This window comes from Pontibacter pamirensis (genome assembly GCF_010015475.1).
GTDB lineage: Bacteria > Bacteroidota > Bacteroidia > Cytophagales > Hymenobacteraceae > Pontibacter > Pontibacter pamirensis.
This window is the reverse complement of sequence record NZ_SSNI01000001.1, coordinates 226445-242926: the sequence shown is the minus strand read 5'-3', so window position 1 is coordinate 242926 and position 16482 is coordinate 226445. Positions and strand designations below refer to the sequence as shown.

Genomic DNA, 16482 nt, shown 5'->3' with positions numbered 1-16482 from the left:
GCTTCGGCCGTAGCCTTAGCGCTTAGTGTATGGTTTATTATTCTAACGTAATCTCCAGTGCCAGACCTCTTAGCTCGTGAATCAGTACGTTGAATGACTCAGGGATATTTGGTTTCGGCAACACATCGCCTTTTACGATTGCTTCATAAGCTTTCGCACGGCCAATCACGTCATCTGATTTCACTGTAAGTATTTCCTGCAGCACGTTTGAAGCACCGAATGCCTCCAACGCCCACACCTCCATCTCACCGAAACGCTGACCACCGAACTGGGCTTTACCACCCAATGGCTGCTGTGTAATAAGTGAGTATGGTCCGATAGAACGAGCGTGCATCTTGTCATCCACCAAGTGACCCAGTTTCAGCATGTAAATCACACCTACTGTTACTGGCTGGTCGAAACGGTCACCGCTCAAGCCATCAAACAGGTAAGAACGTCCAAAATGTGGAAGTCCAGCCTCAGCCAGCTCAGCAGAAACCTGCTCTTCCGTGGCACCGTCGAAAATTGGTGTAGCGTATTTTCTACCCAGCTTCAGACCTGCCCATCCAAGCACCGTCTCGTAAATCTGACCGATGTTCATCCTAGAAGGTACACCCAGTGGGTTCAGCACGATGTCCATTGGAGTACCGTCTTCTAAGAACGGCATATCCTCCTCACGAACGATTCTTGCTACCACACCTTTGTTACCGTGACGTCCCGCCATCTTATCACCCACTTTCAGCTTACGCTTCTTAGCGATGTACACTTTAGCTAGCTGCACGATACCTGCTGGTAACTCATCTCCTACCTCCAACGTGAAACGCTCACGCTTGAAGTGTGCAGAAGTGATGTTTCTGCGCTTGTTGTAGTTCTTAACAAGCTCCACCAGCATAGTGTTCACTTTTTCGTCAGCTGTCCAGTTCTCTAGGATCAGGTCCTTGAACATGTTCACTTCTTCCGGAACAGCATAGTTGCTTTCGTCCTTGTAAGGGTTTTTCTCAGGGAACAATGCTTCAGTGATGTTCTTTCTGGTGAACTTCACTCCTTTTGAAAGGATATCATCACCGAACTTGTGCTTGATTCCCTGTGACGTTTTCCCTTCCAGTAAACCAACAAGCTTGTCAGCCATCACATTCTTGATGCTGATCAGGTCTCTGCTGTATTTTACCTTCAGTTCTTCAACCTCTTTCTTAGACTTGGCACGCAGGTTCTTGTCTTTCTTCGGACGAGAGAAAAGCTTTGTCTCAATCACCACACCATTCAATGATGGCGGTGCTTTAAGCGACGCATCTTTCACATCACCGGCTTTATCACCGAAGATGGCACGAAGCAGCTTCTCCTCTGGCGTAGGGTCTGTCTCTCCTTTCGGCGTGATTTTACCAATCAGGATATCTCCTTCCGTTACTTCCGCACCGATGCGGATGATACCGTTTTCATCCAAGTTTCTTACTGCTTCTTCGCTTACATTCGGGATTTCAGAAGTTAATTCTTCCTCACCCCGCTTTGTCTCGCGAACTTCCAGCTCAAACTCTTCAATATGGATAGACGTGAATATATCATCACGCACTACCTTTTCAGAGATTACGATAGCATCTTCAAAGTTATAACCCTGCCATGGCATGAACGCCACCTGCATGTTACGTCCGATGGCCAGCTCGCCGTTGTTAGTGGCATAGCCTTCGCAAAGCGGCTCCCCTTTGGTAACGCGATCTCCTTTTCTCACAATCGGAGAGAGGTTGATGCACGTATCCTGGTTAGTTCTTCTAAACTTCACCATTTTGTAGGTTACGTACTCCGCGTCAAAGGAAACAAGTTTCTCATCTTCGCTCAGGTCGTACTTCACCACAATCTTAGAGGAGTCAACAAAGTCAATTACACCGTCGCCTTCTGCAATCACCAAAGCTCTGGAGTCGATAGCTGCTCTTCTTTCCAGACCAGTACCTACAATCGGAGCCTCTGCTTTCAGCAGTGGCACAGCCTGACGTTGCATGTTCGAACCCATCAGGGCACGGTTGGCATCATCATGCTCCAAGAACGGTATCATAGAAGCCGCTACCGATACAATTTGGTTCGGCGCAACGTCCATATAGGTATATGTTTCCGGTGATTCCACAGGGAAGTCACCCTCAAAACGTCCTTTTACAGTCGGGTTCACAAAGTTACCGCCCTCATCAATTACGGCGTTAGCCTGCGCGATGTGGTGGGTGTCTTCTTCCTCGGCAGTAAGATACTCTACAGAGCCATCCACTACTACTTTACCTTCAATCACCTTTCTGTAAGGTGTTTCGATAAAGCCCATGTGGTTCACGCGGGCGTGCACACAAAGCGACGAAATCAGACCAATATTCGGACCTTCCGGTGTTTCAATGGTACAGAGACGGCCGTAGTGCGTGTAGTGAACGTCACGTACCTCGAAACCGGCACGCTCTCTTGACAGACCGCCTGGCCCCAGTGCTGATACACGACGCTTGTGCGTCACTTCAGCCAGCGGGTTCGTCTGGTCCATGAACTGAGACAGCTGGTTAGTTCCGAAGAACGAGTTGATTACAGAAGACAATGTACGCGCGTTGATAAGGTCAACCGGCTTAAAGTCTTCGTTGTCGCGCACGTTCATACGCTCTTTGATAGTACGGGCCATACGGGCCAGACCAACACCGAACTGTGCGTAAAGCTGCTCTCCTACCGTTCTTACACGGCGGTTGCTCAGGTGGTCAATATCATCCACTACAGCTTTAGAGTTGATCAGCCCGATCAGGTACTTCACGATAAGCACGATGTCTTCATTCGTCAGTACTTTTGCTTCCCAGTTAGAGTCAAGACCAAGCTTCTTGTTGATTCTGTAACGGCCAACCTCGCCCAGGTCATAACGCTTATCTGAGAAGAACAGCTTCTGAATAATGTCACGCGCCGTCTCAACGTCTGGAGCCTCTGTGTTCCGCAGCTGGCGGTAGATTTGCTCTACTGCTTCCTGCTCAGAGTTAGAGTTGTCTTTCTGAAGCGTATTATATATAATCGCGTAGTCCGCGATGTTCACATTCTCGCGGTGCAGAATAATTGATTTTACACCTGAATCTACAATGATATCGATATCCTCCGGAGTGAGTTCAGAGTCGCGCTCCAGGATCACTTCGTTACGGTCGATGGATACTACCTCACCTGTGTCCTCGTCTACGAAGTCTTCAGTCCATGTTCTCAGAACACGTGCAGCAAGTCTTCTTCCGATAGAGTTTTTCAGAGAGTTCTTATCTGCCGGGATTTCCTCAGAAAGGCCGAACAGATCCAGGATATCCTTGTCAGTACCGTAACCAATGGCACGCAGCAGCGTTGTAACCGGGAATTTCTTCTTACGGTCGATGTAGGCATACATCACGTTGTTCACGTCAGTGGCAAACTCTACCCACGATCCTTTGAAAGGAATAATTCTGGCAGAGTATAGCTTTGTACCATTTGTATGCTTACTTTGTGCAAAGAACACACCTGGTGATCTGTGAAGCTGCGATACAATAACACGCTCTGCACCATTGATTACGAAAGAACCTTTCTCGGTCATGTATGGGATGTTACCCAAGAACACTTCCTGCTCGATTGTTTCGAAATCTTCGTTATCCTCATCATTACAGATCAGGCGAAGCTTTGCTTTAAGTGGTACAGAATACGTTAGCCCTCTGTCGATACTTTCATCAACAGAGTATTTAGGAGGATCTATATGATAGTCGATAAACTCCAGTACGAAGTTTTCTCTTGAATCTGATATGGGAAAGTTCTCGGCAAAAACCTTGAACAGCCCTTCCTGAGCCCTATTCTCCGCTGGTGTCTCCAACTGAAAGAAGTCCTGAAATGACTGAAGCTGAACATCTAAGAAGTCAGGATAGTCAATGACCGGATTAATAGAGGCGAAATTTATTCGCTCTGTCGTTCTATTGTTAGCCAAAGCTTTTGGAATTTAGTTAATAAAAAAGTAACACACACAGAGTCCAAAACAACTGTGGGTAAAAAAAGGGTTCCAAAACTTGAACCCATCTACAAACAGGAAAAGACCTGACGCATTTGTCAGGTCTACCTGTTATCGGTATGTTGATATAGTGGGATTATTTAACCTCCACTTCAGCACCAGCTTCTTCCAAAGATTTCTTCAGTGATTCCGCTTCGTCTTTTGCAACACCTTCTTTAAGTGCTTTAGGAGCGCCATCAACTAATTCTTTAGCCTCTTTCAGACCAAGACCAGTTAACTCTTTTACCAGTTTTACAACTGCTAATTTAGAGGCACCTGCTGCCTTCAGGATTACATCAAAAGAAGTCTTTTCTTCTGCTGCGGCTCCTGCTTCAGCGCCACCACCACCTGCTACCATAGTTGGGGCTGCAGCAGCTGGCTCGATGCCGTACTCATCCTTCAGAATAGTAGCTAGTTCACTAACTTCCTTAACAGTTAAGTTTACTAACTGCTCAGCGAATGCTTTCAAATCTGCCATTTTTATTGAAATTAAAAGTTACTTATTGATTACGTTTTTAAAATTATTCTTTTTCCGATAAAGTTTTCAGGATACCGGCCAACTTACCACCACTGCTCTGAAGCGCTGAAACAACGTTTTTAGCAGGTGACTGTAGTAAACTGATAACATCACCGATGAGTTCATCCTTAGACTTGATCTTTGTCAGTGCATCCAGTTGCTCATCACCAATATAAAGGCCTGCATCAACGTAAGCACCTTTCAGAAGTGGAAGCGGATTGCCTTTCTTTCTGAAGTCCTTGATGAGTTTTGCAGGGGCATTGCCTGACTCCGTAGAGAACAGGATACCGGAAGCGCCTTTCAAAACACCTTCAAGTGCAGTTGTATCAGCCTCTAAAGTATCTAGAGCCTTTTGGATTAATGTATTCTTGTATACTTTGTACTCCAGACCGCGGTCAAAGCACATTCTCCTGAACTGGTTGATGCTGGCTACGCTCATGGTAGAAGCATCTGTAATATAGAAGTAGTTCGTGTTGGCGAACTTCTCGGTCAGTTCATTTACGATTATCTCTTTTTCTTCCCTGGTCATTTTTCTTAGATTGCTGAGTTCTTGTCAACGGTTACAGCCGGGCTCATCGTGCTGGACAAAGTAATACTCCTGATGTATGTACCCTTTGCAGAGGCTGGCTTCAATCGGTTAAGTGTCTGAAGCACCTCATGTGCGTTTGCGGCAAGCTGCTCTGCAGAGAAAGAGGACTTTCCTACGCTAGTGTGGATAATTCCGAACTTGTCTACTTTGAAGTCGATTTTACCGGCTTTCACTTCTTTTACTGCTTTCGCAACATCCTGCGTTACAGTTCCTGATTTCGGGTTTGGCATCAGGTTACGGGGTCCAAGTATTCTACCTAAACGACCTACTTTTGCCATAACCGCAGGCATGGTGATGATAACGTCCACATCCGTCCAGCCTTTTTCGATTTTCTGGATGAAATCATCCAAACCTACGAAGTCTGCACCGGCGTCTCTTGCTTCCTGCTCTTTGTCAGGGGTAACAAGGGCAAGCACTTTTACATCTTTACCTGTACCGTGTGGCAACGTAACGATACCACGTACCATTTGATCTGCCTTACGAGGGTCAACTCCCAAGCGTACATCTATGTCAACAGAGGCGTCGAACTTTGTGAAGGTAATCTCCTTTACTACTGAAGCGGCATCTCCTAAAGAATACTCTTTTGTCAGGTCAGCTTTTTCTAAAGCAGCTTTCCTCTTTTTTGAAATCTTTGCCATTTTTCTTTAACTCGTTATTCGCTCCACGGAGCATTACCAGAAACTGTGATACCCATGCTTCGTGCAGTACCAGCTACTTGTTTCATAGCGGACTCTACTTTAAAAGCATTTAAATCAGGCATTTTTGTTTCTGCAATTTCTCTGATCTGATCCCATGTTACAGAACCTACTTTGTTTCTGTTCGGCTCTTTTGAACCGCCCTTAAGCTTAGCAGCATCTAACAACAATACAGGAGCAGGAGGCGTTTTAATAACGAAGTCAAAAGACTTATCTGCATAGATTGTAATCAGTACTGGTAACACTTGTCCAGGCTTATCCTGTGTTCTGGCGTTAAACTGCTTGCAGAACTCCATGATGTTAAGACCTTTAGAACCAAGCGCAGGTCCAATCGGTGGCGAAGGATTCGCTGCACCTCCCTTTACCTGAAGTTTCAGGTAACCTTTAATTTCTTTTGCCATTATATAATTTTACTACGATTCTTTTTCTACCTGCATGTAATTTAGCTCTACCGGGGTGTTTCTTCCAAAGATTTTCACCATCACGTTTAGCTTCTTACGCTCTTCAAACACTTCTTCCACTGTACCGGAGAAGCCGCTGAAAGGACCATCCATTACTTTTACAATTTCTCCAACTATAAAAGGTGTGTCCAGTACTTCCGTCTGCTCTTCTGCTTCGTCTACAGTTCCCAGTATTCTGTTAACCTCAGACTGTCGCAACGGAACAGCTTTTTTTGTTGCCGAGCCATCGTTCGCACCTAAAAAGCCAATAACGCCTGGGGTGCTGATAATGATGTGCTCTGCTTCACCATGAGAGAGGTCGGCGTGAATCAGCACATAGCCTGGAAAGAAGCTACGCTCCCTGATTCTTTTCTTACCGTTTCGCATCTCGTATACTTTCTCCGCCGGTATTAACACCTGGGGAACGTATTCTTCGAGGCCTTGTCTCATTATTTCATGTTCCAGGTAAGCTTTCGCTTTTTTCTCCTGGCCACTTACCGCGCGCACTACATACCACTTTAAATCAGCCATATTCCTAATTTAAAATTGGTTGTAGAACCACGTCAGGCCTGAATCAAAAACAAAGTCCATCGCGCCCACTACGAGAGCAAAAATCAAGGAACCTATCAACACCAATACAGAACTTCTTTGTAATTCTGAATAAGTTGGCCAAGAGACTTTGTCTCTCATTTCCTCAACTGTCTCGTTTATGTAGGTTGTTACTTTGCTCATCGCTTCGCTATACTGAAATTGAAAATTGCACGGGTGGAGAGACTCGAACTCCCAGCCAATGGTTTTGGAGACCACTACTCTACCAATTGAGCTACACCCGTAAAAAAATGCACACCACTTTTTATCAAATGGAGTGCAAATTTATGTAATTTATTTATGAAATCAAACCCGTTCTTAAGAAACTTTCCAAGAACGGGTTTGAAACATATTATTAGTCAAGGATTTCAGTTACCTGTCCGGCACCTACTGTTCTACCACCCTCACGTATAGCGAAACGTAGACCTTTCTCCATGGCTACCTTGTTGATCAACGACACCGTGATGGTGATGTTGTCACCTGGCATAACCATTTCTACTCCTTCAGGAAGCTTAATTTCACCAGTAACGTCTGTTGTTCTCAGGTAGAACTGTGGACGGTATCTGTTAAAGAATGGCGTGTGACGGCCACCTTCTTCTTTTGAAAGAACGTAAACCTCAGCTTTGAACTCCTGGTGCGGCTTAACAGAACCTGGCTTGCAGATAACCATACCACGACGGATATCAGATTTCTCTATACCACGAAGCAACAGACCTACGTTGTCACCAGCTTCACCTCTGTCAAGGATTTTACGGAACATCTCAACACCAGTCACTACTGATTTCATGTTCTCAGCACCCATACCCAGGATGTCAACCTGCTCACCAGAGTTAACTACACCACGCTCGATACGGCCTGTAGCAACAGTACCACGACCCGTGATAGAGAACACATCTTCTACTGGCATCAGGAATGGAAGGTCAGTCAGACGAGCTGGAATTGGAATCCAGGAGTCAACAGCCTCCATAAGTTCTTCGATAGTAGCAACCCACTTCGCATCGCCGTTCAGGCCACCAAGAGCAGAACCTTGAATTACAGGGATGTTATCGCCATCGAAATCGTAGAAAGAAAGCAGTTCACGGATTTCCATCTCCACAAGCTCAAGAAGCTCAGGGTCATCCACCATGTCCACTTTGTTCATGAATACTACAAGCTGAGGTACACCTACCTGACGGGCAAGAAGGATGTGCTCACGTGTTTGTGGCATTGGGCCATCAGTAGCAGCAACCACAAGGATAGCGCCGTCCATCTGGGCAGCACCAGTAACCATGTTCTTCACGTAGTCAGCGTGACCTGGGCAGTCAACGTGTGCATAGTGACGGTTTACAGTTGCGTATTCTACGTGTGATGTATTGATAGTAATACCTCTTTCTTTTTCTTCAGGAGCGTTGTCAATTGAAGAGAAGTCACGTAGTTTAGCAAGACCTTTGTTTGCCAGCACAGTTGTGATAGCAGCAGTCAAAGTTGTTTTGCCGTGGTCAACGTGACCAATAGTACCGATATTTACGTGCGGTTTGGAACGGTCAAATGTTTCTTTAGCCATTGTATGATATTAAATTAAGGTTAAAACGTTTAAGTTTATGTCGCGCTTTTTAATTACACGTAACGGACTTTGAGCCAACGATGGGAATTGAACCCACGACCTCTTCCTTACCAAGGAAGCACTCTACCCCTGAGCTACGTCGGCTTCTAAGTTCACTTTGATAGTACAACCCTATTTACAGTAAAAAGGAAGCTCATCTGCATGAATTTCCTTCTCCAGTTAATCCGTAAATTAATAAGTCGTAATCTCTTTAACTTAAATGAGCGGGAGACGAGGGTCGAACTCGCGGCCTATAGCTTGGAAGGCTATCGCTCTACCAACTGAGCTACTCCCGCTTCTTTTCCAATTTTGAATAACTGAATGTTTAAATGATTGAATAAAATAACAAGAATTTAATTCAGCCATTCTGTTATTCAACCATTCAAATTAATAAGTGGGGAGAGCAGGATTCGAACCTGCGAAGTATCACTACAACGGAGTTACAGTCCGTCCCATTTGGCCGCTCTGGAATCTCCCCGACTTCACTAATTCACAAAAATCAGCAAAACTTTCCCTTAGATCAGCCTCTTTACGATGCCTTGCTTGTTCTAAGGAGATGCAAAATTAAGCGCTTTTTCCTTGAAGTCAAATAATATTCAAAATAAATGTGAATTATTTTTCTGCTTTTAGCGACCGTACAGTTGCAGAAGGCGCTCATCCTTCTCATTCTGGCGTATCTGCTGCAGCAGTTCCTGTACTTCGGGTTTCTCCGACATGACCATAAGTGCCTGATAAGCAGCAGCGCGCACATAATATTGGTCACTATTCTGTGCAAGATTTGCCAGCAGCGTAATTACCTCTGGGGTGTTGGTCTGGCTGTTGCCCGCAAGGTAAGCGCTAAAGCTTTGTAATAAATAATAGAGTTCCGAGCCGCTTGCCTGGTTTATCTGCCTCATAAACCAATCGTACTTTTCCGGTCCGCCCTGCATAGCATAATAAGAGGCAAGCGCCAACACAATATCTTCGTTCTGTTCCTCCTCAAACGCTGCCAACCGCTGTTTTGTGTCTGCTGCACCGGTGCCCGCATAGGCTAGTATACCAGCGGCGGCGGCCAGGTAAGAGCTGTCCTGCATCGCCTGCTCAAATACCGGGGTATACTTTCCGCCGTTCCAACCGGCAAGAGCCAGTATGGCTTCTGCCCGCACGGCCCCTTCCTTATCCTGCAGCGCCATCTGCCGGATAGTGTTTTCCACCGCGCCTGCCTGTCCTTCTTTCGGGCTGCTCAGTCTGTTGATAGCAGCACTCCGTACGCGCCAGTAATCATCGTTGAGGGCAGTCTGGTACATTTGTAGTACTTCCGGCTTCTGCAGGCTATCATCCAAGGTCATCATTGCTTCCAGCTTTGGCCCCAGTTGCTGCGTGTTCTTAAACTGGTACACCAACTCCTCTTGTGATTTCTCATGCTCTACTACTCCCAGGAGCTGCTGCTCTGCATCAAACAGTACGAGTTGCGGCTCCGTTGGCACATTGAAGGTAAAGGTTTGCTTGGCCTTGTCTACTACAATAGGGTAAACTGTTTTTTTGCCTCCAGCCCATACAGCCACCTGCAGTGGCAACCTGTACACCGGCGCATAAACGGTGTCCTGGGTTTGCGTTACCTGCAGGCGCAGCTGCCCGTTCTGGTAACTATCCTCCACCTTTAGCTCCGGGTGGCCAGCCTGCATAAACCACTGGTCAAAGAACCACATCAGGTCCCTGCCCGTCACATCCTCAAAGGCCATGCGCAGCTCAGCCACCTCCACATCAGAGTATTTGTTCTGCGTGAGGTACCGGTTCAGCGATGCCCACCAGGCCTCATCTCCCACCAGGTTGCGCAGCATGTGCAGCACCCGGCCTCCCTTAGCATAGGAGTGGCTGTCGAACATGTCCTCCCTGTCTTTGTAGTAATAGCGGATAATAGGCTCCCGCTTTGTCTCTGCCTCGTTCAGGTACTGGCTTAGCTCATCCATCTGCAGGTAAGCGGCTTCGTCCTTTCCATATTTGTGTTCGGCCCACAGGTACTCTGAGTAATTGGCAAAAGCTTCGTTCAGCGGCAGGTTGGCCCATGACTCCGTCGTGACGTAATCGCCAAACCACTGGTGAAACAGCTCGTGTGCAATAATACCGTCCCAGTTTTTGTCCAGCAGCTCCCGCTCATTCAGTTGCAGCGCCTCCATAAAGATAGAAGCCGATGTGTTTTCCATCGCCCCCGACACAAAATCCCGCACCACTATCTGGGAGTACTTTTCCCAGGGGTACTCCACCCCCAGCTTTGTAGAGAAGAATTCCATCATCTCCGGCGTGTTCCCGAAAATTTGTTTGGCAGTGCCTTTATACTCCGGCTCTACATAATAATTCACTTCTTTATTGCGCCACTTGTCTTTCACCACAGCAAACTCGCCTACCGCCATCATCGCTAAATACGGTGCGTGTGGCAGATCCTGCTTCCAGTAATCTGTCCTGGTGCCGTCGGCGTTCTGGCGGGAGTACACAAATTCTCCGTTGGAGAGCGTCATGTACTTCGGGTCCACCGTCATATAGATTTCCTGGGTGGAGCGCTCGTTCGGGGAGTCAATTGTTGGGTACCAGGCGGAGTTCGCTTCTGTTTCACCCTGCGTCCAAATTTGCATTGGCTTGTTGGGCTCGGCTCCAAGCGGGTTAATAAAATACAGTCCTTTGTCTGATGTAATAGCATCGCTGCCGCCAGCTTCCAGTTCGTTTGGCTTGGCTGTGTAATTTATCTCCACCACATACTCCTCTGTGCGGGTATAGGTCTTGTTCAGGTTAATGGCCAGTTTCTGCCCGTCATAGCTGTACTTGAGTGGGCTGCCGTCGTCGCCTTTCATCAGGCTCACGCTGTGTATGTCCATGCCTTTGGCGTCCAGCACCAGCGTGTCCTGCGGGTAAAAGTACGGCTTCAGCCTGAGTTCGGCGGTGCCGTTCAGGTACTGCTTTTCCCAATCAAAGCGCACGCGCAGTTTTGTGTGCAGCAGGTCGTGCTCCTTTGTGCGCGACGGGTTGAAAGCATGTTTCTGGGGTGCCCACACGGGCACGGTATTGGCAGTAATGGTATCAGCAGGCACAGCCACTGCCTCAGCAGTGGCTCCGTTTCCTGTAGTTGTATCTGTAACAGCTTTGTTGGCACTGCAGCCGCCTGTAAAAGCCATAGCGGCAGCCAGGCCCACAATGCTTAAAAACCTATGATTCATGGTAGAATGTTTTAATTTTGAGGACAAGTTCTAAAATTACTCTGAGAAATCAATTAACTTTAAAGTCAAAACCATACGAACAAAGATGCTCCAGGTAAAAACCGGTAACGACAAAACATGGCAGGTTGATATTAAAAATGACACCGTAACCTTGAATGGTGCCCCTTTTAACTGGGACATCTCCCCTATCGGCCCTAACACCTACCATATCATAAAAGACGCCCGTTCGTATACGGCAGAACTGGTTTCGGCGAACTACGAGGAGAAAACTTTTACCTTTAAAATTAACGGCATCACGCAAACCGTTAGCGTAAAAGACCGCTTCGACCTGCTGCTAGACAAGCTGGGGATGAGCGACGCTAATAGTAAAAAGGTGAATGACGTAAAAGCGCCTATGCCAGGTCTTATTATTGAGATAAAGGTGAGGCCGGGACAGGAGGTGAAGAAAGGAGACCCTATTATGATTCTGGAGGCCATGAAGATGGAAAACATCCTGAAGTCTCCGGGAGATGGCGTAGTGAAGGAAGTGAGGGTAGAGGAAAAGCAGAACGTGGAGAAGAACCAGGTGCTGCTCCTTTTTTAAATGTTAACACAACAGGAAGAGCGGCTGCCACGGTAGTCGCTTTGTCATGTAAAAGCCTGTTTGAACTTTGTTTTGCGCGCTCCTTTACTACGCAAAATAAAGTTCAAACAGGCCCAAAACCAGATTCTAAAACTCATACAGATAAATACCGTGAAGTATAAACGAATTTTGCTAAAGCTCAGTGGCGAGGCGCTCATGGGCGAACAACAGTACGGCATTGACTCTAACAGACTACTGCAGTATGCCCAGGAGATTAAAGAAGTTTCCAGGCTTGGCGTGGAAGTAGCCGTAGTGATTGGCGGTGGCAATATTTTCAGAGGTGTACAGGCCGAGCAGGTAGGCTTAGACAGGGTGCAGGGTGATTATATGGGTATGCTGGCCACTGTTATCAACAGCATGGCGCTGCAGAGTGCCCTTGAAAAACTAGGTGTTTATACACGCTTGCTTTCTGGCATCAACATTCAGCAGGTATGTGAGCCATACATTCGCCGCCGCGCGGTGCGCCACTTAGAAAAGGGCCGTGTGGTGATTTTTGGGGCTGGTACCGGCAACCCTTACTTCACAACAGACTCAGCCGCTGCCTTGCGTGCCATCGAAATTGAGGCGGATGTGGTGCTGAAAGGCACACGTGTAAACGGTATTTACTCTGCCGACCCTGAGAAGGATCCGGATGCTATCTTCTACAAGAACGTTTCTTTTAAGGATGTTTTTGAGAAAGGCCTGAACGTGATGGATATGACAGCCTTTACGCTCTGCAAAGAAAATAACCTGCCTATTATCGTGTTCGACATGAACACAGGTGGCAACCTGAAGCGCCTGGTAGACGGGGAAGAAATAGGCACGCTGGTTACGATGGATGATATTGCGGAATCCCTGAGAGAGACGGCAGAGCAGCTACAGAAGAATGATTCGAAGCAGCATCCTGATAAAAAATAAAAATTCTTATTTTTGCCCTAAATATTTCAGAACTACATTAAGTTAATTAGATATGACGGAAGAAATTCAGTTTTACCTCAGCGAAGCAGAGGAGTCTATGGACAAGGCTGTTCAGCACACTAACTCTGAGTTAACTAAAATACGTGCTGGTAAGGCGTCACCTGCTATGGTAGAAGACCTACGTGTAGATTATTACGGCACCCCCACTCCTGTTTCTCAGGTAGCCAATGTAACTGCCCCCGATGCACGCACCCTGCTGATTAAGCCTTGGGAAAAGAACATGTTGGGCGAGATCAACAAAGCCATCAAAAACAGCGACTTAAACCTGAACCCACAGCAGGAGGCTGATGCTATCCGTCTGAATATCCCCGCCCTGACAGAGGAGCGCCGCCGTGACCTGGTAAAGCAAGTAAAGAACGAGACGGAGAATGGAAAGATCAGCATCCGCAACATCCGCAAAGATGTGAACGACTCGCTGAGAAAGCTGCAGAAAGAAGGCACTTCTGAGGATGCTGTGCGCGACGCCGAAGCGAAAGTTCAAAAGCTGACCGATGCACATATCGTGAAGGTTGATGAACTGCTATCTAAGAAAGAAGCAGAAATCATGACAATTTAATCCCTCGCGTTAGCTATAAGACATAAAAATGAAAAGCCTCTCCGGTTTCCCGGAGAGGCTTTTCATTTTTGCACTACCAGGACAGGTCGCCCCGGCACCGACAAGACGGCACTTGCAGGCCATCCTGCCTTTCCTGTTGCTCTTATAAGTTTACCGGCTCAAAGGCAGTAAAAGCGCTTTCAGGCACTTCCTCCAGCACCTTTATATCCGTAATCTTAGCCTGGCCCCGGTCTCCGGACAGTTTTAGCCGGCCGTACGACTGGTAGTCCTGCCACGGCATCACAAACGCTGGCACCGAATCGCTGGCGTTTCGGAAATAAGCCCACTGCGCTACCAGGTTAGTGTTTTTATCTACATATACTTTATATTTATTCTCGGGCGTAACACCTATATTTTCGTATGTCAGTTGCAGCACATCGGCCTGTTGCCCCACCTGTGTCGTGTCTTCCCCCAGGTATTTCAGGGTAACCCCGGAATCCTTCAGTTTGAAGGGCATCACCAGCCAGTAAGAGTCGTTTATCCAGGCCTCTTTGCCCTGTTGCAGGTACTTTGCCAGCGAGTCTGGCTGCGTTACTTCTGCTCCATCTTTAAAAACCCTGCCCTCTCCTGTATTGATGTTCACCAGAATCTTGGTATCGTCTTTTACATGCTCTACACGCACATTGCCCGTATGCTTGTCCCAGAGGAGCTTGCGGTTCCCGAAGAAGTTCCAGGAAATATACCGCGTGTTGTCCCAGCTTTCACGGCCACCCTGTGCTGCCATCACCGAATCGGCTATCACTATTGCCTCCGGATCAGATGCAGCCATGTTAAAGCCATCCATCGGCGGGTTTTCCTGCCCTGCAGGCTGGCACATCTGGAACAGCATCAGAAACGCAAGCATACCTGCTTTAAAGTAAACCGGTAGTTTTTTCATAAGAATAAAATTGTTTATCAATCAGCCTTGGTTGGACTAAACTTGTATGGCAATCTAAGCATAAGTATGTTATTATAAAACACGAATGCCACCACTTTTAATTGAGTTAAATTGAAGATTAATCGACGATAGCTAAACTTAAAAAGCCTTTTTGACGATATCGTCAAAAAGGCTTTTTAAATTAATTGGTTTTACCTCGCATGCTTCTTAGTTAGCACTGGGGCTTAAACCAACGTTATCTAAGCTGTCCAAACCATTGAGGGCATCCAACTCGTCTGTATTTTCTTCCATCAGCTGCTTTAACCCTTCCTCGATTGGCGCGCTTTCCAGCAGGGCGAAGTATACAAAATCATCATCTGCGGCCTCCGAAAGTGGTGCCATATTAGCTGTAATCACCTTCCAGCCGGCATGTGCTAATTCGTTCAAGCTTGTTTCAAAAGCTTCTGCCGAACTTACCTGTAGTACTTTATATCTTTTCATTGAGTAGATATACGTATAAAAGTGTCAGTTTGATAAGAATAAGAGCAGGGAGTTATCCTTCTAACATTGCCCGCATCCCTCCTGGCAGGCCTGCTGCTCTTTCCGCTTACCACCCGCTAGCTCTGATTTGCCAAAGTATAAGCAAAGCAAAAGCCCTGCATTGAGAAATTCAATGCAGGGCTTTCTGAAATATTTTATACTGTGGCTTTTGTTCTTGTAAAGCTACTGATACAGCTTGTGCACCTGTATATATTCCGCAACCGATTCGGGTACCAGATACCGGATGCTCTTTTCTTCTTTGATGCTTTTGCGTATAAACGTAGCCGAAATATCAAGAATAGGCGCTTTAACAAAGCGCACGTTTGGCATCTCAGGCAGCTCAGTGGTCACAGAACCTGACCGCGGGTACACGTACACCTGGTGGTATTCCAGGATGCGGTCTGCGTTCTTCCACTTCGGGAAAAGCGGCAGGTTGTCCTCCCCCATAATCAGCACAAACTCATAGCTGGGGTACTTTTCCTGCAGGTATGTGAGTGTGTCGATAGTATAGCTCGGTTTGGGCATGCTGAACTCGATGTTTGAAACTCCCAGGTTTGGGTTACCCTCTATCGCCAGCGTCACCATTTGCAGCCGGTCGAACTCGTGCAGCAGCGTGTTACTCGGCTTAAATGGGCTCTGTGGCGACACTACCAGCCACACCGTATCTAAATCGGTGTTGGTGGCCATGTAGTTGGCAAGTATAAGGTGGCCGATGTGTATGGGGTTAAAAGAGCCAAACAGGAGCCCTACCTTCATACAATAGCAGGTTCAGCGCTCAGGAATTGGTTTACCAGCTTTTCAGCTTCGGTGCAGGCTTTGTTTAGATCATCGTTTACGATTATCCTGTCAAACTGATCCTCAAAGCCCATTTCGAACTTTGCTTTAAAAACCCTGCTGCTGATGCTGGAGGTAGAATCTGTGTTTCGGGCAGTAAGACGCTTTGCCAGTTCCTCGATAGAAGGGGGCTTCACGAAAATGGCAAGTGCACGCTCTTTGTAAAAGTTTTTTATGCTTAAGCCTCCTTTCACATCCACGTCCAGTATCACATGCTTACCACTCTTCCAGATGCGCTCTATCTCAGATTTTAGCGTGCCGTAAAAAGCACCTTCGTATACTTCTTCCCACTCTACAAATTCATCATTGCCAATTTTCATCTTGAAGTCTTCCGGCGTAATGAAGTAATAATCTTTCCCGTTCTCTTCGGAGCGGCCACGTTTATCACGGGTGCAGGCTGATATGGAAAAGCTCAATTGTGGATTAATACTAAGCAGGTGCTTTACAATAGTGGTTTTGCCGGCACCGGAAGGTGCCGAAAAGATGATGATCTTACCTTGCATTAGGGG

General features: G+C 46.9%; 16 protein-coding genes and 4 tRNA genes. 3 read left to right on the top strand and 17 right to left on the bottom strand.

What is annotated here, in order from left to right; all coding sequences use genetic code 11:
• Positions 1-37: 37 nt before the first annotated feature.
• From rpoB to E1919_RS01750, 13 genes are all read right to left on the bottom strand, one after another.
• The gene (rpoB, locus tag E1919_RS01810) at positions 38-3910 is read right to left on the bottom strand and encodes a DNA-directed RNA polymerase subunit beta (protein ID WP_162051627.1); all 3873 of its coding nucleotides are present in this window, start codon (positions 3908-3910) and stop codon (positions 38-40) included.
• A 157-nt stretch (positions 3911-4067) separates the two neighbouring features.
• Positions 4068-4448 (bottom strand): 50S ribosomal protein L7/L12, encoded by a 381-nt coding sequence (rplL, locus tag E1919_RS01805; RefSeq protein ID WP_115565643.1) that lies wholly within the window; start codon positions 4446-4448, stop codon positions 4068-4070.
• A 43-nt stretch (positions 4449-4491) separates the two neighbouring features.
• Entirely contained in the window at positions 4492-5016 is a 525-nt protein-coding gene (rplJ, locus tag E1919_RS01800; RefSeq protein ID WP_162051626.1) for a 50S ribosomal protein L10, read from the bottom strand.
• Positions 5017-5021: 5 nt separating this feature from the next.
• Positions 5022-5714 (bottom strand): 50S ribosomal protein L1, encoded by a 693-nt coding sequence (rplA, locus tag E1919_RS01795; RefSeq protein WP_162051625.1) that lies wholly within the window; start codon positions 5712-5714, stop codon positions 5022-5024.
• 14 nt (positions 5715-5728) lie between these two features.
• The gene (rplK, locus tag E1919_RS01790; protein WP_115565646.1) at positions 5729-6172 is read right to left on the bottom strand and encodes a 50S ribosomal protein L11; all 444 of its coding nucleotides are present in this window, start codon (positions 6170-6172) and stop codon (positions 5729-5731) included.
• A 12-nt stretch (positions 6173-6184) separates the two neighbouring features.
• Positions 6185-6742 carry a transcription termination/antitermination protein NusG gene (gene nusG, locus E1919_RS01785; RefSeq protein WP_115565647.1) on the bottom strand — a complete coding sequence of 186 codons (558 nt, stop codon included), beginning with the start codon at positions 6740-6742 and terminating at the stop codon, positions 6185-6187.
• Positions 6743-6751: 9 nt separating this feature from the next.
• Positions 6752-6943: a preprotein translocase subunit SecE gene (secE, locus tag E1919_RS01780; RefSeq protein WP_115565648.1), complete on the bottom strand. Its 192-nt coding sequence runs from the start codon at positions 6941-6943 to the stop codon at positions 6752-6754.
• Between the two features lie 28 nt (positions 6944-6971).
• Positions 6972-7044: transfer RNA gene (locus E1919_RS01775), tRNA-Trp, on the bottom strand.
• 110 nt (positions 7045-7154) lie between these two features.
• The gene (gene tuf, locus E1919_RS01770; protein WP_115565649.1) at positions 7155-8342 is read right to left on the bottom strand and encodes an elongation factor Tu; all 1188 of its coding nucleotides are present in this window, start codon (positions 8340-8342) and stop codon (positions 7155-7157) included.
• A gap of 72 nt (positions 8343-8414) precedes the next feature.
• A tRNA-Thr gene (locus E1919_RS01765) sits at positions 8415-8486 on the bottom strand.
• Between the two features lie 118 nt (positions 8487-8604).
• Positions 8605-8677: transfer RNA gene (locus E1919_RS01760), tRNA-Gly, on the bottom strand.
• A 99-nt stretch (positions 8678-8776) separates the two neighbouring features.
• A tRNA-Tyr gene (locus E1919_RS01755) sits at positions 8777-8859 on the bottom strand.
• Positions 8860-9007: 148 nt separating this feature from the next.
• Positions 9008-11569 (bottom strand): M1 family metallopeptidase, encoded by a 2562-nt coding sequence (locus E1919_RS01750; protein ID WP_162051624.1) that lies wholly within the window; start codon positions 11567-11569, stop codon positions 9008-9010.
• Positions 11570-11654: 85 nt separating this feature from the next.
• Between E1919_RS01750 and E1919_RS01745 the strand changes: the two genes are divergently transcribed.
• The 3 genes from E1919_RS01745 (at position 11655) to frr (ending at position 13704) form a co-directional block, all read left to right on the top strand.
• A complete protein-coding gene (locus E1919_RS01745; protein ID WP_162051623.1) occupies positions 11655-12152 on the top strand; it encodes an acyl-CoA carboxylase biotin carboxyl carrier protein subunit in 498 nt (165 codons plus the stop codon).
• Positions 12153-12302: 150 nt separating this feature from the next.
• Positions 12303-13088 (top strand): UMP kinase, encoded by a 786-nt coding sequence (gene pyrH / locus E1919_RS01740; RefSeq protein WP_162051622.1) that lies wholly within the window; start codon positions 12303-12305, stop codon positions 13086-13088.
• Between the two features lie 52 nt (positions 13089-13140).
• Entirely contained in the window at positions 13141-13704 is a 564-nt protein-coding gene (gene frr, locus E1919_RS01735; protein WP_162051621.1) for a ribosome recycling factor, read from the top strand.
• Positions 13705-13846: 142 nt separating this feature from the next.
• Here frr and E1919_RS01730 read toward each other — a convergent pair whose 3' ends face one another.
• From E1919_RS01730 to gmk, 4 genes are all read right to left on the bottom strand, one after another.
• Complete coding sequence (locus E1919_RS01730) at positions 13847-14620, bottom strand: hypothetical protein (protein WP_237143948.1); 774 nt, start codon at positions 14618-14620, stop codon at positions 13847-13849.
• A gap of 207 nt (positions 14621-14827) precedes the next feature.
• Positions 14828-15100: a hypothetical protein gene (locus E1919_RS01725; protein WP_162051620.1), complete on the bottom strand. Its 273-nt coding sequence runs from the start codon at positions 15098-15100 to the stop codon at positions 14828-14830.
• Positions 15101-15322: 222 nt separating this feature from the next.
• Positions 15323-15895 carry a nicotinate (nicotinamide) nucleotide adenylyltransferase gene (gene nadD, locus E1919_RS01720; protein ID WP_162051619.1) on the bottom strand — a complete coding sequence of 191 codons (573 nt, stop codon included), beginning with the start codon at positions 15893-15895 and terminating at the stop codon, positions 15323-15325.
• Positions 15892-16476: a guanylate kinase gene (gene gmk, locus E1919_RS01715; RefSeq protein ID WP_162051618.1), complete on the bottom strand. Its 585-nt coding sequence runs from the start codon at positions 16474-16476 to the stop codon at positions 15892-15894. The genes nadD and gmk overlap by 4 nt, the downstream gene beginning before the upstream one ends.
• Positions 16477-16482 lie beyond the last annotated feature (6 nt).